The following is an 18,587-nucleotide window of genomic DNA, read 5'->3' as shown; positions in this document are numbered from 1 at the left end:
GGGGGGGGGGGGGGGGGTGGTGCTGTTCCCCCCCGGCGGGGCCGGGGGGGGGGGGGGGGGGGGGGCCCCCCCCCCCCCCCCGGGGGCGGGCGCGGGGGGGGGGGGGGGGGGGGGCGGGGGCCCCCCCCCCCCCCCCCCACCCGGTAGCGCTTTGTGCGGGACCGTCAGCTACGGCTCTCCGCCGCGTACGACGCGATGTCCTCGATCACGGCGAAGCCGAGACCGTACGCGCTCATCCCCCGGCCGTACGCGCCGAGGTGCACACCGCTCTGCGTCGAGCCCGCCAGCACCCAGCCGAACTCGGACTCGCGGTAGTGGAACGGCGTCGGCACCCCGTCGACCGGCAGCGAAAGCGCCGACCATTCGGGTCCCGTCAGATCGTCAGCGACCTCGAACGCCGCTTCCGTCTGCTGGTCCAGCCAGTCGTCGCGCAGCGAGTGGTCGAGCTGTGCGGGCCAGGTGGCCGACAGCAGGCCCGAGCCTGCCAGCCAAGCCGCCGACGAGGCCGTGGTGGCGTCGAGCTGGCCCGTACCGTCACCGCTGCGCCGCTCGGGGCTGCCGGCGACCGTGACGACGACGGCGAAACGCTCCGTGTCCGCGCCGGACGCGTCCGGTCTTATCGACGGCTCGTCGCCGTGGCCGATCGCGCCGTGCTGGACCGTACCGTCGGCGGCGGCGCCGACCTGCATCAGCCTGCGCGGTCCGGTGAACGCGTCGTCCAGCCCGTACCAGGGGAAGGTGGCCCGCAGATAGCCGTCGATCGTCAGCCGGGCCGCCGGCACCCCCTCGTCAGTCGATGAGCTGAGCGCTCCCCGCTCGCCTACCCGACTCGTGGTCTCCATCTGTCCGGCCGCCTCCTCGTATCCGACGTCCGCAGCGGCCCGCCCCCGACGGGCACCTCACTACCGGACAGTTGGAGGATAGCCACCCCGTACCGGATCACCGGTACAGGCCGGGGTCAGGTGGCGTCCGCGTCGAACGGCGGGCGCTCGCCCTCGTCGGGCTTGTCACGCTTTTTCAGCAGGTCGGGAGTGGTCGAACCGGACGATCCGTTGGCCGAGGAGACGGGAGCCGACGGTGTGTCGGACGCGGCGCTGTCGTGGCCGTTGACCGCGTCGGCGACCTCCGCCATCTCCTTCTTCAGGTCGAAGCTGCTGCGGATCTCCTTCAGCCCCAGGTCGTCGTTGTCCATCAACTGCTTGCGGACGAACGTCTTGGGGTTGAGGTCCTCGAACTCGAAGTCCTTGAACTCGGGACCCAGCTCGGAGCGGATGTCCTGCTTCGCGCTCTCGGAGAACTCGCGGATCTTCCGCACGAAGCGCGCGGCGTCCTGGATGACCTTGGGCAGCTTCTCCGGGCCGAAGACGATCACGGCCAGAACCGCGAGCGTGACCACCTCAAGTGCGCCTATGTCATTGAACACCTAGCTGCTCCTTGTGTTCTCCGCTGTGGGTCGAGGGCCCGGGGCTTTTACACGGTACCCGCACCAACTGTCCCCGCGGTACCTCCCCACGGGGGTCATGTCCCGCCGGCCGGAGGTCAGGTCCCTTCGGCGGATCCCAGGACCAGGGTGACGGTGCTCGACCGGCCCGACCTGAGCAGCGTCAGCTCCATCCGGTCACCGGGGCGGTGCGAGCGGATCTTCACGATCAACTCCTCCCCGTTGTGCACCCGGTCGCCGTCCACGGCGGTGATCACGTCGCCCGGCTTGATGCCCGCCTTCGCCCCGGCGCCGCCCGCCGTCACTGCGGAGCCTCCGCCGGCCGCCTGCTGCGCGACGCGTGCGCCGTCGCCCGCGTACTCGGTGTCGAGCGTGACGCCGATCACCGGGTGGGTGGCCTTGCCGGTGTTGATGATCTCCTCGGCGACCCGCTTGGCCTCGTTGATCGGTATGGCGAAGCCGAGACCGATGGAGCCCGACTGGCCGCCTTCGAGCCCGGCGCCGTTGTCGGCGGCGCGGATGGCGCTGTTGATGCCGATCACCTCGGCCTTGGTGTCCACCAGCGGGCCGCCGGAATTGCCGGGGTTGATCGGCGCGTCGGTCTGCAGCGCGTTCACATAGCTGACGTCGCTGCCGTCGCCCTTCTCGCCGCCCGCGGTGATGGGGCGGTCCTTGGCGCTGATGATCCCTGAGGTCACCGTGTTGGAGAGGTCGAAGGGGGCGCCGATGGCCACGACCGGATCGCCGACGTGGACGTTGTCGGAGTTGCCGAGGGGCATCGGCTTGAGCCCGGAGACCCGGGTGACCTCGACGACGGCGAGGTCGTAGCCGCTGTCCTTGCCGACGAGGCTCGCCTTGGCGCTCTCGCCGCCGCTGAACGTGACCGATATCTCACCGTTGGCGCCGGCTGCCTCGACGACGTGGTTGTTCGTCAGGATGTGGCCGCGGGTGTCGAGGACGAACCCGGTGCCGGTGCCTTCCTCGCTCGGCCCTGTGACGTGGAGGGTGACGACGCTGGGCAGCGCGCTGGCGGCGATGCCGGCGACGCTGTCGGGCGCGCGGCCGCCGCTGTCCCGGGCGGCCTGGGGCAGCTTGATGTCGGTGAAGCCGCCGTCCCGTTCGATGTACGCGCCGACGGCGCCGCCGAGGAGACCGGCGACCAGCGCCAGGACGACGGTGCCCGCCAGGCCGCCGCGCCGCCTGCGGCGCGGCGGGTCGGGCTGGGTCAGGATCTGCGGCGGCTGCCCGCCGGGACCGCCCCAGGGGTCGTAGCGCAGCCACTGCGAGGTCTGCGGCACGGCGTGCGGTGCGGGCGGCGGGGGCGGCGGCGGCGGATAGGAGTGCACCGGATCCGGCTGCGGGACGGGCACGCCGTGCGGCGGCGTCGGGGGCGGGAGCTGTACGGGCGGTGCGGGCGCCCAGGGGCCGGGGCCGCCGTAGGGCGGGGTGCTGTACGGGTCGCGGTCGTGCAGGGGCTGCTGACGGGGCGGCGGGACCGTGGCGGGCTGCTCGGCGGGCGCGGCGAATTCCTCGTCGGCCACCGGGGTGTCGGTGGTGATGTCGGTGCTGGTGCCGGTGGTGCCGGTGCTGGCCCCGCTGGTGCCGGTGGCCGTCCCCGCCTCGCCGGCCGTCACCGGCGGCCGTCCCTCGTCGGGACGGCTCCACCACTTCGCCTTGCGTCCGGTGGGCTTCCCGTCGTCCATGCTCTCCCCGCAGACTGCCGCTCCGCGCCCCGGCGAGGGCACCTTGGTGAGGATTCAACCAGGTTCGGGAACGGCGGCGCTCAGTGCCGGGAAGAAATCCACTGAGCGGGCTGCGTCGGCGCCGTGAACCGGCTGGGGGCCGGGGTGGTCGTCACGGGAAAGGTCTTGTCGACGGCGTCGAGCCGGAGGGCCGGGCCCGTGGACCGTATGAGCGGGGTCAGCCGCGCGCTGTTCAGTACCGCCGAGCTGAACGACTGGGTGGTGAACGCCCGCGTCGACAGCGCCTGTGCCGTCGGCAGATTGAGCGGCGAGACCGGCGTACGGTCCGTGACCTGCGGCAGGATGCCGCCTCCGCCGCCCTGACGGCGGCCGGACTCGGCGACCGTGCCGGCCGGGGCCGTGCTGCCGGGAGCGCGCATCGGGGTCACTCCGACACCGCGCGGCAGCGGGGCGTCGGCCGCCGAACCGAGCGGCATGGCGCCGCCGAGCGCCATCGCGGCGAACGAGACGGCGCTGGCCGCAGCGAAGGCGAACCGGCGTCCGCGCCACGGGGAGCGCTCCGCCTCCTGGCGGCCCACCTCGCGGCGGCCCACCGCGTGCCGGTCCACCTCGTGGATACGGAAACCGGAACCGGAACCCGGGCCGCCGGGCAGGACGCCGCCGTGGGCGCCGAGCGGGGCGTAGCTGAAGCCGCCGGACCGCAGGCCGCCGCTGCCAAACCCGCCGGCGGCGCTGCCGAAGCCGGCCGCCTCGAAGAGGCTGCCTCGGTCGGGGCCGCGCCGGTCGTCGTCATCGTCACGGGGCGGCCCGCCGCCGGGCAGCCCCTGAAGTCTGGCGAGGAAACCCTCGGACGGCGACGGCGGGGCGGCCTCGGCGAAGACGCTCTTCAGCCTGCGCTGGGCGTCCGCCTCGGCCTTGCACTTGGCGCAGGTGGCCAGATGGGCCAGCACCCGCTCCCGCGCGTCATGCCCCAGCTCGCCGTCCACCAGGGCAGCGAGGCGGTCCCCCAGATGCTGCTCCGCGGGGGTCGGGCTTGAGCCACTCACGCCGTTCCGCCCTCCCCTGCCACACTGACGAAGGAACGCTGCTGCTCGGCACGCGCCTCGGGGGAACGGTGCTGAAGAGCCTTGCGCAGATGCGAGCGGCCGCGGTGGATCCGGCTGCGGACGGTACCCAGCTTGACCCCGAGCGTCGCGGCGATCTCCTCGTACGACAGCCCCTCGATGTCGCAGAGCACCACGGCGGCGCGGAACTCGGGCGCGAGGGTGTCCAGCGCCTGCTGGACGTCCGCGTCGAAGTGCGTGTCGTGGAAGACCTGCTGCGGGGACGGCTCACGGCTGGGCAGCCGCTCCGCCGCGTCGTCGCCGAGGGCGTCGAACCTGATCCGCTGCTTGCGGCGGACCATGTCGAGGAAGAGATTGGTGGTGATGCGGTGGAGCCAGCCCTCGAAGGTGCCGGGCGTGTAGGTGGACAGCGAGCGGAAGACGCGGACGAAGACCTCTTGGGTCAGATCCTCGGCGTCGTGCTGGTTGCCCGTCAGTCGGTAGGCGAGGCGGTAGACCCGTCCGCTGTGCGTGCTGACGATCTCCTCCCAGCTAGGAGGCGTCCACGCCTGCGATTCCGCATCCGATGCGAAGGTCGCAGTAACTGCGGAGTCGGTCGGGCGAGAACGGTCAGCAATGTTGGTCACGGATTTCGGCTCACCTGCCGACCGCAGAAAGCGCCTGAGCACTCCCCTCCGATCCACAGCCGCAGCCGCACCTCCCCTATCGGCTCTGGTGGTGTCCAGTGGAGCCCCTACCATAGCCACCTCGCCCGTTAGCTCCGGATAAGAATCTTTACGCGAATTTGGGCCCGCGACTTCGTCTTCATCCGGCAGTGATCCGCCTGTTGGTCCGCGTGTTGTCCGCCCCCACATAACGACTGGTCCCATCTGCGGGTTCCCGGGCCCAGCGGATACAGTCACCGTTGCGCCGCCAACGGGGACAAGGAGAGGGTCATTACCGCCAACCGGCAGACGAGCTGGGCGTTCGCCGACGCCTTTGTCGCCGAGGACGAAGCACTGCGCTGGGCCCGTGACAGGGCCCGGGAGAGCGGGCTTCGCTCGGTGTCTCCAGGCACCGGCGCCGCGCTGCGTCTGCTCGCCGCCACGGGGGCGGCGAAGTCGGTCGCCGAGATCGGTACGGGCACCGGCGTCTCCGGTATCTACCTGCTCCAGGGGATGCGCCCCGACGGCGTCCTGACCACGGTCGACACGGAACCGGAACGCCAGCAGTTCGCCCGGCAGGCGTTCCGCGCGGCCGGTTTCGCGGGCAACAGGGCACGCTTCATCCCCGGCCGCGCCCTCGACGTACTGCCCAGGCTCGCGGACGGCGGGTACGACCTCGTGTACTGCGACGGGGACCGCCTGGAGTCGCTGGACTATCTCGCTGAATCGTTGCGGCTGCTGCGACCCGGTGGACTGGTGTGCTTCGAGGGCGTGTTCGCCGACGGCCGCACGGTGGACTCGGCGGCGCAGCCTGCGGAGGTGCTGCGGCTGCGGGAGCTGCTGCGGACGGTGCGGGAGATTCCGGAGCTGGTGCCGTCGCTGCTGCCGGTGGGGGACGGGTTGCTGTGTGCGGTGCGGAGGGCGTAGGGGATGTCCGCCGCGCCCGCTGCCCGCGCCCGGCCTCCGCACCCCCGGCTGTCCGCCGCGCCCGCCGTCCCCGCCGCCCCCTCCAGCCCCGCCGCCCCCTCTACGCCCTGCTGTGCCCCCGCTCCGGTCCGGACATGGCACTACATGGCACTGCCCCGGCGTGGACGGTACTGGTCCGCGCCGGGGCAGTGATGGTGTCGATCCGGGGGTGACCCTCGACCCCGAAGACTGTGAGCGTTCCGCTCAGCCGACGACCTTCTTGAGCGCGTCGCCGAGTGCGTCCGCCTCGTCCGGAGTCAGCTCGACGACAAGCCGACCGCCGCCTTCGAGCGGAACGCGCATGACGATGCCCCGCCCCTCCTTGGTCACCTCGAGCGGGCCGTCGCCCGTCCGCGGCTTCATGGCCGCCATGCTCGTTCCCCTTCCTGAAACCAGCTCATCGCAGCCGGCGGCCCCATGACAGGCGCTGTGTCACCGGCATCGAACACATTGCTTCCAGGTCATTATCCCGCATCGCGGGACCCCATGACCAACATCGGTCGGCATCGCTTGCGCAACGCGCTCACGCAAAACGACTCAATTCGGCGATCCGCCTGCGATACTTCGCCGCCGTTTCTCCGCCATGCTGGGCCCGCACACCATTGCCGCAGCCGCGAAGGGACCTGATCATGGCCGACACCGTGCTCTACGACGTGAGTGACGGACTCGCAACGATCACGATCAACCGGCCCGAGGCCATGAACGCGATGAACATCGCGGCGAAGGTCGCCCTCAGGGACGCCCTGGAGGCCGCGGGCGCCGACTCGGCCGTACGGGGTGTCCTGCTCACGGCGGCGGGCGACAGGGCCTTCTGTGTGGGCCAGGACCTCAAGGAACACGTGGCGCTGCTGGCGGAGGACCGGAAGACGGGCGCCGGCGCGACGATGCGGACGGTGAGCGAGCACTACAACCCGATCCTGCGGGCGATCACGGGCATGCCGAAGCCGGTGGTGGCGGGCGTGAACGGGGTCGCGGCGGGCGCGGGGATGGGCTTCGCCCTGGCCGCGGACTACCGCGTGGTCGCGGACTCGGCCTCCTTCAACACGTCCTTCGCGGGCGTGGCCCTGACGGCCGACTCCGGCGTCTCCTGGACCCTGCCCCGCCTGGTCGGCCGCAGCCGCGCGACGGACCTGCTGCTGTTCCCGCGCTCGGTGCGTGCGCAGGAGGCGTACGACCTGGGCCTGGCGAACAAACTCGTCCCCGCGGCCGACCTGGCCCCCACGGCACTCGCGGTGGCCCGCACCCTGTCCGAGGGCCCGACGGCGGCGTACGCGGCGATCAAGGCGTCGCTGGCGTACGGGGCGGAGCACACGCTGGAGGAGACGCTGGAGCGGGAGGACGAACTCCAGTCGGCGGCGGGCGCGTCGGAGGACCATGTGATCGCGGTGGAGGCGTTCTTGTCGAAGGGGAAGCCGAGGTACGTGGGCCGCTGAGCCCCTACGCGGGGAGCGCTTCCCCACCCCGCCCCTTCCCGAACCGGGGCTCCGCCCCGGACCCCGAAGACCGGACGCGGACCCGCGTCCGGCGGGAGGGGCACACGGGGCTCCGCCCCGGGCCCCGGACGCTGACCGCTTCGCGGCGGCGGGGGGCGGGGTGACGACCCCCGCAGCGGCGCAGCGGCAACGGGGCCGGCGGCCCCGGGAAAGGCTGGGGCTCGGCCCCGAACCGCGAGCAGTGTCCGCCTCCGCAGGGCGGGCCCCGGCTCAGGTGCAGGCGCGGTATGCGGGGCTCCGCCCCGGACGCCGACCGCTTCGCGGCGGCGGAGGAGGTGCGGGCGCGCGCAGCGCGGCGCAGCCGGCGCTCGCCGGCTCGGGGACGGTACGTCCCGGGCCCCGGGAAGGGCCCCGGGCGTTCGGGGCCCGATTGCGGACCTGTGCCCCGCACAGCACGCAGCGCGGTGAAGCTGACTTCCCCGACGCAGCCGGGCGCGGCGGCCCGCCGCCCCGGGGTCCGGGGCAGGGCCCCGGTTTCGGGAAGGGGCGGGATCGGGGAAAAGCAGCGGCGCGGCGAAGCTCGCGCCCTCGGGGGCCGGGGCGGAGCCCCGGTTTCGGGGAGGGGCGGGGCTGGGGGAAAGGCTCCGCGCAGCGGCTAGCGGGCTCGGGTGAAGCAATCCGACAGGTGGTCGTTCACCAACCCGCACGCCTGCATCAACGCATACGCCGTCGTCGGCCCCACAAACCTGATCCCGCGCTTCTTCAGGTCCTTCGACAGCGCCGTCGACTCGTCCGTCACCGCCGGGACATCCGCGGTCGTGCGCGGCGCGCGGCGCTTTGTCGGGTCGGGGGCGTGGGACCAGATCAGGGTGGTGAGTTCGCCGGGCTCCCAGTCCACGAGCACGCGCGCGTTCGCCAGCGTCGCGTCGACCTTCGCGCGGTTGCGGATGATGCCCGGGTCCGCCAGCAGGCGTTCCCGGTCCGTGTCCGTGAACTCGGCGACCGAGGCGATCTTGAAGGACGAGAAGGCCGCGCGGAACGTCTCGCGGCGGCGCAGGATCGTGATCCAGGACAGGCCGGACTGGAACGCCTCCAGGCAGAGCCGTTCGAAGAGGGCGTCGTCGCCGCGGACCGGGCGGCCCCACTCCTCGTCGTGGTACGCCACGTAGTCCTCGGAGGACAGGCCCCAGGGGCAGCGCGGCAGCCCGTCGGCGCCTTCGACGACGCCCGTGCCGGTCATCGGTCCGTCTCCTCGCCGGGGCGCTTGAACAGGTCCGGCGACGAGACCGCCGTGGCCTGCGCGCCCGCCAGCGCCGATTCCAGTTCGGCGATGCGCGCGTCGCGCTCGGCGAGTTCCGCGCCCAGGCGGGCGAGTACGTCGTCCACGTCCGCCATGCGGTAGCCGCGGGCCGAGACGGGCAGCCGTACGGCGTCCACATCCGCGCGGCCGACCGGGCGTGTCATCGGCAGGGGGTCCACCAGTTGTTCCGGCGCGGTGTCCGTGAGGACGGCGCTGTCGCCGCCGCCGACGACGGCGAGCGTCACGGCGGCGACCACCACGACCATCGCGACGATCAAGAACAAGAACAGCACGATCTTCTCCCGGGGCCGGAAAACGTCCGGTGCCGATGGTGTCACGAAGACCGTTAGGGTCGCAGGCGGGCCGACGTGACCATGAGCGTGACCATGAGGAGGACGAGCGGGATGCGCGGTGGGACTCTGCGGCTGGGCCGCCGGGAATTCGGCGAGCACGAGCAGGTGATCATGGCGATCGTCAACCGCACCCCGGACTCCTTCTACGACCAGGGCGCGACCTTCGACGACGCCCCGGCCCTGGACCGCGTCGAGCAGGCCGTCGCCGAGGGCGCCGCGATCATCGACATCGGCGGGGTGAAGGCAGGCCCCGGCGAGGAGGTCGGCGCCGCCGAGGAGATCCGCCGTACGGTCGGCTTCGTCGCCGAGGTGCGCCGGCGCCATCCCGATGCGGTGATCAGCGTCGACACCTGGCGGCACGAGGTCGCCGAGGCCGTCTGCGAGGCCGGCGCCGATCTGCTGAACGACGCCTGGGGCGGCGTCGATCCGGCACTGGCCGAGGTCGCGGCCCGGTACGGCGCCGGTCTCGTCTGCACCCACGCCGGCGGCGCCGAGCCGCGCACCCGGCCGCACCGCGTCGCCTACGACGACGTGATGGCGGACATCCTGCGGGTCACGGTCGGTCTCGCCGAGCGCGCCGTGCGGTTGGGCGTACGGGAGGACGGCATCCTCATCGACCCCGGCCACGACTTCGGCAAGAACACCCGGCACTCGCTGGAGGCGACCCGCAGGCTGCCCGAGATGGCGGAGACCGGCTGGCCGGTGCTGGTCTCGCTGTCCAACAAGGACTTCGTCGGCGAGTCCGTCGACCGCCCGGTCAAGGAGCGGCTGATCGGTACGCTCGCGACGACCGCCGTCTCGTCCTGGCTGGGCGCCCGCGTCTACCGCGTGCACGAGGTGGCGGAGACCCGGCAGGTGCTGGACATGGTCTCGGCCATCGCGGGCCTGCTGCCCCCGGCGGTCGCCCGCCGAGGGCTCGCCTGAGGCGAACGGCCAGGCTCCCACCGCCCGTCCCCGCCGGACGACCTGACGCCTGAGGCAACCGGCCGGGCTCCCAGCGCCCGTCCCCGCCGAGGGCTCGCCCAAGTCGACCGGCCGGGCTTCCACCGCCGTCAGGCCGTGCGGCTTCGCCCCCCTACTTGCCCGTCTCCTTCGTCACCAGCGCCACCGCCTCGTCCACGTCGTCCGTCAGGTGGAACAGCAGCAGGTCCTTCTCCGACGCCTTCCCCTGCGCCACCACCGTGCCCCGCAGCCAGTCGACAAGACCGCCCCAGTACGCCGTCCCGAACAGCACGATCGGGAAGCGGGTCACCTTGCGGGTCTGCACCAGCGTCAGCGCCTCGAACAGCTCGTCCAGCGTGCCGAGACCCCCCGGCAGCACGACGAACCCTTGCGCATACTTCACAAACATCGTTTTTCTGACGAAGAAGTACCGGAAGTTCACGCCGATGTCGACGTGCGGATTCAGCCCCTGCTCGAAGGGCAGCTCGATCCCCAGGCCGACGGAGACGCCGTCCGCCTCCCGTGCCCCCTTGTTGGCCGCTTCCATCGCGCCGGGGCCGCCGCCCGTGATCACCGCGAAGCCCGCCTCGACCAGCGCCCGGCCGATCCGGGTGCCCGCCTCGTACTCCGGCGAGCCGATCGGGGTGCGGGCGGAGCCGAAGACGCTGATGGCGCTGGGCAGTTCGGCCAGTGCGCCGAAGCCCTCCACGAACTCCGACTGGATCCGCATCACCCGCCACGGGTCGGTGTGCACCCATTCCGAGTCACCCTCGGTGTCCAACAGCCGCTGATCGGTGGTGGAGGACTGCACCTGTTCGCGTCGCCTGAGCACCGGACCGAGCCGCTGCTCCTCCGGCCTCTGCGTTCCCTCAGGCATGCCCATGACCTGTTCCTTCCGCCGCTGAACCGAAAGCTTTCCCCCGTTGCGGCCAGGTTAGGTCCAAGGACGTGACGAACAGCGAAATTCCGACCGTCGGTCCGGCGGAAGCACCGTCTCCCGCTGTTCGCGAGCGGTGCGGCGGCCGCTTTCTCAGCCGGTCAGCCAACCGCGCAACTGGTCCTCGCACCGGGTGATCCGCTCCACGACGACCCGCTCGTCCCGCTTGTGGGCGAAGACCGGGTCGCCGGGGCCGTAATTGACCGCGGGTACACCGAGCGCGCTGAACCGCGCGACGTCCGTCCAGCCGAACTTGGGCCGTGCCGTGCCGCCCACCGCCGCCATGAAGGCAGCGGCGGCCGGGTGCGAGAGTCCGGGCAGCGCGGCGCCCGAGTGGTCGTCCACGGTGAACTCGGCGATCCCGCAGCCCTCGAACACCTCACGGACGTGCGCCAGCGCCTCGTCGGCGCTGCGGTCGGGCGCGTAGCGGTAGTTGACGACGACCGTGCAGGCGTCCGGGACGACGTTGTTGGCGACGCCGCCCTCGACCCGTACCGCGTTGAGCCCTTCCCGGTACTCCAGCCCGTCGATGACCGGCCGGCGCGGCTCGTACGCGGCGAGGCGGTCCAGGATCGGCGCCGCCGCGTGGATGGCGTTGGACCCCATCCAGCTCCGCGCGGAGTGCGCGCGCTCGCCCTCGGTACGGAGGATGACCCGCAGGGTGCCCTGGCAGCCGCCCTCGACCTCGGCGTCGGACCCCTCCAGCAGGATGGCGAAGTCGCCCGCCAGCCAGTCGGGGTGGGCGTCGGCCACCCGGCCGAGGCCGTTCAGCTCGGCGGCGACCTCTTCGTTGTCGTAGAACACGAACGTCAGATCGCGGTTGGGCGCGGGGACGGTCGCGGCGATCCGGAGCTGGACGGCGACGCCCGACTTCATGTCGGTCGTCCCGCAGCCCCACAGCACCCCGTCGCCGTCCAGCCGCGACGGCACGTTCTCGGCGATCGGCACGGTGTCGATGTGCCCGGCGAGGATGACCCGCTCGGCGCGGCCCAGGTGCGTGCGCGCCACGATGTTGTTGCCGTACCGGTCGACGGTGAGATGCGGCAGTGTGCGCAGCGCCTGCTCGATCGCGTCGGCGAGCGGCTTCTCGGTCCCGCTGACGGACGGGAAGTCGACAAGCCAGGCGGTGAGCGCGGGCCCGTCCGATGTGAGGTCAAGAACGGTCTCAGACATGCTGGTGACCCTAACGTCCCGCGCACCGGGCCCCGGGCCCCCGGCCGCCTCCCCGGCGGGGAAACACGGGCCCGCGCGGCACAGTACGGTGACCCCGTGTCCGAGACCGCCTCCCCCGCATCCCCGCCCCGGCGCCGCCGCCGTCCGCTGCGTATCGCCGCCGCGCTCCTCGTGCTGCTCGGCGTCGCCGCCTATGCCGTCACCCAGTACGTGACCGGCGGCCCGCACTCCCAGCAGTGCAAGGTCGTGGCGAAGGACGCGGGGAACGACAAGGCGTCGTACGAACTCAGCCCCGAGCAGGCGGCCAACGCGGCGACGATCTCCGCCGTCGGGACCACCCGCGGTATGCCGGAGCGGGCCGTGACCATCGCGCTCGCGACCTCGCTCCAGGAGTCGGCGCTGCGCAACCTGAACCACGGCGACCGGGATTCGCTGGGGCTCTTCCAGCAGCGCCCGTCGAAGGGGTGGGGCACGGCGGCCCAGATCCTCGATCCGGTCTATTCGTCCGGGCAGTTCTACAAGCATCTCGCCGAGATCCCCGGCTATTCGCGGCTGCCGCTGACGGTGGCGGCGCAGCGGGTCCAGCGCAGCGGCTTCCCGCAGGCGTACGCGAAGCACGAGCCGGACGCGACGCTGCTGGCCGCCGCGTTCACCGGCAGGGCCGCCGCCGTGCTGACGTGTCCCGCGCCCACCCCGGCGGTGGCGGGCGACCCGAAGAAGGTACGGGCGGCGCTGGTGAGCGACTTCGGGCCGAAGGTGCTGCCGCAGCCGGATCCGTCCCAGGCGCCGGCGTCCGACGAGGTCGGCGGTACGGCCGATCCCGAGGTGTCGGTGCCGGTGGACGCCCTGCCCGCCGCCGAGGGCGGCAGGCGCGGCTGGGAGCTGGCGCAGTGGGCCGTCGCGCAGGCGGCCGAGCTGCACATCTCCGAGGTCGGCTACGCGGGCCGGGTGTGGAGCGCGGCGGAGGCCGACCGGGGCTGGCGCCGTACGGACGACGGGTCGGCGAAAGCGAAGGCGAAGGCGAAAGCGGCCTCGAACGACGTGCGGATCCGGATCGCGCAGTAGTACGGCGGGTCGCCCGCAGGGGGTGGTCGTGGCATATCCGTTTGGCACGTTCGGAAAAGGGCCAAACCCCTTGGCGCGTCTGCGAAGTGACGGTTCGGCAGGCGATGCGGAACACAACCGTTTGCCCGTTTTTATCCGTACCCGATAATGCGACGCATTGCCAACTCTTTACGTACGGTCACCGCAACCCGCACGCCCCCTTGAGCGGTTGTCACAGTGTCCGATCGACGGACAAGCACTGTTTCTCTCCCGCCAAAGGAGCATCATGTCCCTCCCCCTGACCCGTCGGATCGCCCGCGCCGCACTGCTCATCGCGGCCGGCGCAGCCCCCGTGGTCGGTGCGGCCGGCTCCGCCGGTGCCGCGACGCTGCCGCAGGCCACCGACCTGAGCGCGGTGACCGCGCTGGACGGTGCCTCGGTCGGCAACAGCATCGACAGCGGCGCGCAGAGCGCCACCGACGTGGCGGGCAAGGCCGGCGGCGGCGCCGTCGAGTCCGCCGTCCCCGCGGCGGGCAAGACCGTCGGGAGCGCGGCGAAGACGGCGACCCCCGCCGCGCAGAAGGTGGCGGGCGACACCGCGGGCAGCGCCGGCGAGGTGCTGGGCCGGACCACGTCGACAGCGGCGCAGGGCGCGGCCCCGGCGGGCGGGCTCGGCGGCGGCCTACCGGGTCTGCCGATCGGCTGACCTGCGCGTTGCGGCCGGCGCCCGCGTTCGGCTGACAGCGGCGTAGCGCGGCGAAGGGCCCGGGGAGCTTCCGTCTCCCCGGGCCCTTCGTGGTACCTCGTGGTCCTTCGGCAACCGGCCGCACTCAGCCGCGCCGGTACTCAGCCGAGTCGCTTGACGGCGGCCTCGATCCGCTCGTCCGTCGCCGTCAGCGCGACCCGCACATGGCGCTCGCCCGCAGGCCCGTAGAAGTCGCCGGGGGCGACCAGGATGCCCAGCTCGGCGAGGTGCGCCACGGTGTCCCAGCACGGCTCGTCGCGCGTCGACCAGAGGTACAGGCCCGCCTCGCTGTGCTCGATGCGGAAGCCGTGCGACTCCAGCGCGGCGCGCAGCGCGACCCGCCGGGCCGTGTACCGCTCGCGCTGCCGCGCGACGTGTTCGTCGTCGCCGAGCGCGGCCACCGTCGCCGCCTGCACCGGCGCGGGCGTCATCATGCCGCCGTGCTTGCGGATCTGGAGCAGCTCGCCGAGCACGGCCGCGTCGCCCACCAGGAAGGCGGCCCGGTAGCCGGCCAGGTTGGAGCGCTTGGAGAGCGAGTGGACGGCGACCAGGCCCTCGTACGTGCCGCCGCTGACGTCCGGGTCGAGCACCGAGACCGGCTCGGCGTCCCAGCCGAGTTCCAGGTAGCACTCGTCGCTGACGACCAGCACGTCGTGCGCGCGCGCCCAGGCGACGATCCTGGTCAGTTCGTCCTTGCCCAGCACCGCGCCCGTCGGGTTCGACGGGGAGTTGAGCCAGAGGACCCTCAGCCCTGCCGGGTCCAGCTCGGTCGGGTCGTCGTACGGGACGGGCTCGGCGCCGCAGAGCCGCGCCCCCACCTCGTACGTCGGGTAGGCGAGCCGCGGGTAGGCGACCCGGTCGCCCGCACCGAGCCCGAGCTGCGTCGGCAGCCAGGCCACCAGTTCCTTGGAGCCGACCACCGGCAGCACGTTCGAGTGGGTCACCCCGCGCGCGCCGAGCCGCCGCACGGCCCAGTCGGTCAGCGCGTCCCGCAGTGCCTTCGTGCCCCAGACCGTCGGATAGCCGGGCGAGTCGGCGGCGCCGGTCAGCGCCCGCTGGATCAGCTCGGGGACGGGGTCGACCGGGGTCCCGACGGACAGGTCCACGATCCCGTCCGGATGGGCCTCGGCAGTCGCCTTGTAGGGCTCCAGCTTGTCCCAGGGGAAGACGGGCAGGCGGGCAGAGACTGCGGACACGGTGCTCACTCTTTCTCGTACGGACGTGCTCGTACCGGCGTCCGCACACGGGCGGGCTCAGCCGGGCGCCAACGCCTCAGCCCCGTACGGCGAGCGGTGCCGTACGGGGCCGGTGCGGTGCGCGCTGTCAGCCGTTCTGCGGCGGCAGTGCTGCGATGAAGGGGTGGTCGCGCTCGATGAGACCGAGCTTCGACGCACCGCCGGGCGAACCGAGTTCGTCGAAGAACTCCACATTCGCCTTGTAGTAGTCCTTCCACTCGTCCGGGGTGTCGTCCTCGTAGAAGATCGCCTCGACCGGGCAGACCGGCTCACAAGCACCGCAGTCGACGCATTCGTCCGGGTGGATGTACAAGGACCGGGAGCCCTCGTAGATGCAGTCGACCGGACACTCCTCGATGCACGCCTTGTCCTTGACGTCGACACAAGGCTGCGCGATGACGTAGGTCACGCTGTCGTTCCTCCTCGATAGGGCGGCGGCGGGCCGATGTGCGGCTCCGTCCACAGGCGCGCGGGAGCGCGGCGTCGTCGATGCCCGCCACCTAGTATCTCCGTTCTTGGGCTCGATCCGAACAGGAGGGGTGGACAGAGCTGTGGAATTCAGCGCCGGAGGCCGGCTCGAAGTCCGGGTGACCCCCATCGACGTGGGCAAACGCGTATCAGTCAGACAGCTCACCGGCGCAGGCCCCGGCGCGGGTAAGTTCACCGACACGGTGGGTGTTCTCACATCGTGGGACGACGGTGTGGTCCTCATCACACGGCGTACCGGCGAGCGTGTCAGCATTCCCGAGTCGGCGCTCGTGGCCGCCAAGGTCGTACCGGCGGCGCCCGCCAGACGGCGGGGTCCCGCCGCGTCCTTCGAGGAGCTGGCGCACGTCTGTGCGCGCGCGTGGCAGCCGGCCGAGACCGAGCGGCTCGGCGGCTGGCGGCTCGGCGCGTCAGGCGGTTTCACCCGGCGCGCCAACTCCGTGCTGCCGCTGGGCGATCCGGGGCTCCCGCTCGACGAGGCGCTGGAGCGGGTGCGCGCCTGGTACGGGGAGCGCGGGCTGCCCCCGTACATCCAGGTGTCGAGCGGCGCCGAGGGCACCCAGGAGCTGCTGGGGGCCGAGCTGGCGCGGCGCGGCTGGGTGGCCGAGGTGTCGGTCGAGGTGCGGATCGGCGCGCTGGCGCCGCTGGCCGACGCCGCGCCCGACGCGGAGGTGGAGCGGGTCGCGCTGCGGCCGGTCTGCGACGAGGGCTGGCTGCGCGGCTACCACCGGTTCAGCGCGCCGGGCCCCGAGGTGCTGCACGTGCTGAACACGGCCCCGTACGTCCGGTTCGCCACCGTGCCCGGCTCCGGCGGAGGGTCCGGCGGGTCCGGCGGGTCCGATACGCCCGCCGCGATCGGCCGGTGTGTCGTCGACGGGCGCTGGGCCGGTTTCATGGCGGTGGAGGTCGACCCCGCCCACCGCCGCCAGGGGCTCGCCACCGCCGTGATGGCGGCGCTCGCCCGCGACGCGCTGGCGCAGGGTGCCTCGGCCGCCTGGCTCCAGGTGGAGACGGAGAACGAGGCGGCGCGCGCGATGTACGACCGCATGGGGTTCGTCACCCATCACCGGTATCAGCACTTCCGCTCCTCCTGAACGGGTACGGGTCGCGTATGACGCCGGAACAGCCGGACCAGCCGGACCAGCCGGGCGCAGCGGGCAGGCGGCGGCGGTTCGCCGACGAGGCGCGCGCCGAGCGCCCCGACCTGGCGGCGCTGTGCCTGCTGATCGGCGCCGAGGCCGACCAGGTGCGGGACGACGCCGGTGTCGAGGCCGCCCTGGACGCGGCGGAGATGGAGCTGGACCGGCTGGCCGGGCTGCTGCCCTTCGGCCTCACCGGACCGCGCGCCTGGGCGGCGGCGCTCGCCGAACTGCTGGGCGGGCGGCTCGGCTTCCACGGCTCGGGCGCCGACTACCAACTGCTGGAGTCGTCGCTGCTGCCCGAGGTGCTGCGCCGGCGGCGCGGGCTGCCGATCCTGCTCTCGGTCGTCTGGATCGAGGTGGCGCGGCGGGCGGGCGCGCCCGTGTACGGCCTGGCGCTGCCCGGCCATTTCGTCGTCGGTTTCGGCGATCCGGCGGAGCGGGTGCTGGCCGACCCGTTCGCCGGCGGCCAGTTGCTGACGGGCGACGACGCGACACGGCTCGTCACGGCCGCGACAGGCGCTCCCCCGCCGCCGGGACCGCCGGTGCCCGCCGATCCGCTCGACATCGTCGTACGGATCCTGAACAACATCCGGGCGTGGGCGGCTGCCCGGCCGGAGCGTACGGATGTGGCGCTGTGGGCGGTCGAGCTGTCGCTGCTGCTGCCCGCGCATCCGGCGCGGCTGCGCTACGACCGGGCGCGGCTGCTCATCGAGCGCGGCGACTACCTGGCGGGCGCCGCCGCCATGGAGGAGTACGCCGAGGTGGTGTCGGCGGTCGAGCCGTCCACGGCGCAGGCCCTGCGCCGCAGGGCGCGCGCGGCGCGCGCGATGCTCAACTGACCGGGCCAAGAGCCGTCCTCCGGGTCGGGCCGGTCACGGACCCGCAGCGCCAGCCGCTGCGCGGCAGCGGGCGGGGGCCCAGCGTCCGAACGCTCGCGGCCCGCAGGCCAGGCACGGCGACCCGCCGCCGCCTTGGGCGCGCGATGCCCAACTGACCGGCCTAGGCCCGCCGTCCCGGGCGGCCCGGGCCGGGACCCGGATCCGCCGCAGCGGGCACGGGTCCCCGCACCCGCAGCGCCAGCCGCTGCGCGGCAGCGGGCGGGGCCCAGCGTCCGAACGCTCACGGCCCGTAGGCCGGGCACGGCGGCCCGGCGCCGTCTTGGGGTCCGGGGCGTAGCCCCGGTTTCGGGAAGGGGCGGGATTGGGGAAAAGCACCGGCGTCGCGACGCTCGCGCCTCCGAGGGGGCCGGGGGCCTGTCCCCAGTGGCCGGAGGCCCGCGACGCGGAGCGCGCGTGCCGGTCCGCACCCGCCGGGCAGGACGGGCCGTCCCGCCGGACCGGCCGGCGCGGCGCGTCAGAGCCAGCCCTTCTCGCGTGCGATGCGGACCGCCTCGGCGCGGTTGCGGGCCGCCAGTTTCTGGATCGCCGTGGAGAGGTAGTTGCGGACCGTGCCCTGGGACAGGTGCAGGAGCGCGGCCAGTTCCGCGTTGGTGGAGCCGCCGGCCGCCGCCCGCAGCACCTCGCGCTCCCGGTCCGTCAGCGGATTCGCGCCGTCGGCCAGCGCCGCGGCGGCGAGCGTGGGGTCGATGACCCGCTCCCCCGCCAGCACCTTGCGTACGGCCTCGGCGAGTTGGGCGGCGGGGGCGTCCTTGACCAGGAATGCGTCGGCGCCCGACTCCATGGCCCGGCGCAGATAGCCGGGGCGGCCGAAGGTGGTCAGCACGACCACCTTGATCCGGGGCAGCGCGTCGCGCAGCTCGCCCGCCGCCTCGATGCCGGTCATGCCCGGCATCTCGATGTCGAGGAGCGCGACATCCACGTCGGCGGCCCGCGCCGCCGCCAGCACCTCGTCGCCCCTGGCGACCTGGGCGACCACGTCGATGTCCGGTTCGAGCCCGAGCAGCGCCGCCAGGGCCTCGCGCACCATGGACTGGTCCTCGGCGAGCAGAACCTTGATCATGCGGGTCGGGCCGGCGTTGC

General features: G+C 73.1%; 19 protein-coding genes and 1 pseudogene. 7 read left to right on the top strand and 13 right to left on the bottom strand.

Features of this window, described 5'->3' with window-relative positions:
- Window positions 1–164: 164 nt before the first annotated feature.
- The 5 genes from ACZ63I_RS23120 to sigE all read right to left on the bottom strand — a co-directional run bounded on the left by ACZ63I_RS23120 (window position 165) and on the right by sigE (window position 4,948).
- Entirely contained in the window at window positions 165–842 is a 678-nt protein-coding gene (locus ACZ63I_RS23120) for a hypothetical protein (protein WP_469340865.1), read from the bottom strand.
- Between the two features lie 116 nt (window positions 843–958).
- Window positions 959–1,423 (bottom strand): sec-independent translocase, encoded by a 465-nt coding sequence (locus tag ACZ63I_RS23115; RefSeq protein ID WP_469340864.1) that lies wholly within the window; start codon window positions 1,421–1,423, stop codon window positions 959–961.
- Window positions 1,424–1,539: 116 nt separating this feature from the next.
- Window positions 1,540–3,144 (bottom strand): S1C family serine protease, encoded by a 1,605-nt coding sequence (locus tag ACZ63I_RS23110; protein ID WP_469340863.1) that lies wholly within the window; start codon window positions 3,142–3,144, stop codon window positions 1,540–1,542.
- Window positions 3,145–3,224: 80 nt separating this feature from the next.
- The gene (locus ACZ63I_RS23105; protein WP_469340862.1) at window positions 3,225–4,190 is read right to left on the bottom strand and encodes an anti-sigma factor family protein; all 966 of its coding nucleotides are present in this window, start codon (window positions 4,188–4,190) and stop codon (window positions 3,225–3,227) included.
- The gene (sigE, locus tag ACZ63I_RS23100) at window positions 4,187–4,948 is read right to left on the bottom strand and encodes an RNA polymerase sigma factor SigE (RefSeq protein WP_198533213.1); all 762 of its coding nucleotides are present in this window, start codon (window positions 4,946–4,948) and stop codon (window positions 4,187–4,189) included. The genes ACZ63I_RS23105 and sigE overlap by 4 nt, the downstream gene beginning before the upstream one ends.
- Window positions 4,949–5,112: 164 nt before the next feature.
- On the opposite strand from sigE, the pseudogene ACZ63I_RS23095 reads away from it, so the two are divergent.
- Window positions 5,113–5,779, top strand: a pseudogene (locus ACZ63I_RS23095) (O-methyltransferase).
- A gap of 243 nt (window positions 5,780–6,022) precedes the next feature.
- On the opposite strand, the gene ACZ63I_RS23090 reads toward ACZ63I_RS23095, so the two are convergent.
- The gene (locus tag ACZ63I_RS23090) at window positions 6,023–6,190 is read right to left on the bottom strand and encodes a DUF3117 domain-containing protein (RefSeq protein ID WP_003966491.1); all 168 of its coding nucleotides are present in this window, start codon (window positions 6,188–6,190) and stop codon (window positions 6,023–6,025) included.
- A 257-nt stretch (window positions 6,191–6,447) separates the two neighbouring features.
- Here ACZ63I_RS23090 and chcB point away from each other — a divergent pair, with 257 nt between their 5' ends.
- Entirely contained in the window at window positions 6,448–7,251 is an 804-nt protein-coding gene (gene chcB / locus ACZ63I_RS23085; protein WP_469340861.1) for a 2-cyclohexenylcarbonyl CoA isomerase, read from the top strand.
- A 655-nt stretch (window positions 7,252–7,906) separates the two neighbouring features.
- Here chcB and ACZ63I_RS23080 read toward each other — a convergent pair.
- Entirely contained in the window at window positions 7,907–8,491 is a 585-nt protein-coding gene (locus ACZ63I_RS23080; RefSeq protein ID WP_469340860.1) for a DNA-3-methyladenine glycosylase I, read from the bottom strand.
- The gene (locus ACZ63I_RS23075; RefSeq protein WP_469340888.1) at window positions 8,488–8,841 is read right to left on the bottom strand and encodes a DivIVA domain-containing protein; all 354 of its coding nucleotides are present in this window, start codon (window positions 8,839–8,841) and stop codon (window positions 8,488–8,490) included. The genes ACZ63I_RS23080 and ACZ63I_RS23075 overlap by 4 nt, the downstream gene beginning before the upstream one ends.
- A 114-nt stretch (window positions 8,842–8,955) precedes the next feature.
- On the opposite strand from ACZ63I_RS23075, the gene folP reads away from it, so the two are divergent.
- A complete protein-coding gene (gene folP, locus ACZ63I_RS23070; RefSeq protein WP_469340859.1) occupies window positions 8,956–9,828 on the top strand; it encodes a dihydropteroate synthase in 873 nt (290 codons plus the stop codon).
- A gap of 151 nt (window positions 9,829–9,979) precedes the next feature.
- Here the strand turns inward: folP and ACZ63I_RS23065 are convergent, their stop codons facing one another.
- Window positions 9,980–10,729 carry an LOG family protein gene (locus tag ACZ63I_RS23065; RefSeq protein ID WP_469340858.1) on the bottom strand — a complete coding sequence of 250 codons (750 nt, stop codon included), beginning with the start codon at window positions 10,727–10,729 and terminating at the stop codon, window positions 9,980–9,982.
- 147 nt (window positions 10,730–10,876) lie between these two features.
- Window positions 10,877–11,956 (bottom strand): succinyl-diaminopimelate desuccinylase, encoded by a 1,080-nt coding sequence (dapE, locus tag ACZ63I_RS23060; protein WP_469340857.1) that lies wholly within the window; start codon window positions 11,954–11,956, stop codon window positions 10,877–10,879.
- Between the two features lie 96 nt (window positions 11,957–12,052).
- Between dapE and ACZ63I_RS23055 the strand changes: the two genes are divergently transcribed.
- Window positions 12,053–13,021 (top strand): VldE C-terminal domain-containing protein, encoded by a 969-nt coding sequence (locus tag ACZ63I_RS23055; RefSeq protein ID WP_469340856.1) that lies wholly within the window; start codon window positions 12,053–12,055, stop codon window positions 13,019–13,021.
- 265 nt (window positions 13,022–13,286) lie between these two features.
- Complete coding sequence (locus ACZ63I_RS23050) at window positions 13,287–13,706, top strand: ATP-binding protein (RefSeq protein ID WP_469340855.1); 420 nt, start codon at window positions 13,287–13,289, stop codon at window positions 13,704–13,706.
- A gap of 140 nt (window positions 13,707–13,846) precedes the next feature.
- Here the strand turns inward: ACZ63I_RS23050 and dapC are convergent, their stop codons facing one another.
- Complete coding sequence (gene dapC, locus ACZ63I_RS23045) at window positions 13,847–14,941, bottom strand: succinyldiaminopimelate transaminase (protein WP_469340854.1); 1,095 nt, start codon at window positions 14,939–14,941, stop codon at window positions 13,847–13,849.
- Between the two features lie 127 nt (window positions 14,942–15,068).
- Entirely contained in the window at window positions 15,069–15,389 is a 321-nt protein-coding gene (fdxA, locus tag ACZ63I_RS23040; RefSeq protein ID WP_018845645.1) for a ferredoxin, read from the bottom strand.
- 142 nt (window positions 15,390–15,531) lie between these two features.
- Between fdxA and ACZ63I_RS23035 the strand changes: the two genes are divergently transcribed.
- Together ACZ63I_RS23035 and ACZ63I_RS23030 are read left to right on the top strand one after the other, a co-directional pair.
- On the top strand, window positions 15,532–16,560 hold the full coding sequence (locus ACZ63I_RS23035) for a GNAT family N-acetyltransferase (protein WP_469340887.1): 1,029 nt from the start codon (window positions 15,532–15,534) through the stop codon (window positions 16,558–16,560).
- A 17-nt stretch (window positions 16,561–16,577) separates the two neighbouring features.
- Window positions 16,578–17,447 (top strand): transglutaminase family protein, encoded by an 870-nt coding sequence (locus ACZ63I_RS23030; RefSeq protein ID WP_469340853.1) that lies wholly within the window; start codon window positions 16,578–16,580, stop codon window positions 17,445–17,447.
- A 514-nt stretch (window positions 17,448–17,961) separates the two neighbouring features.
- On the opposite strand, the gene ACZ63I_RS23025 is transcribed toward ACZ63I_RS23030, so the two are convergent.
- Window positions 17,962–18,567: a response regulator transcription factor gene (locus ACZ63I_RS23025; protein ID WP_469340886.1), complete on the bottom strand. Its 606-nt coding sequence runs from the start codon at window positions 18,565–18,567 to the stop codon at window positions 17,962–17,964.
- Window positions 18,568–18,587: the final 20 nt, after the last annotated feature.

It is taken from the genome of Streptomyces sp. NPDC087906 (assembly GCF_055584925.1).
Note: the sequence above shows the minus strand (reverse complement) of the source record. Positions and strands in the feature narration are given on the sequence as shown.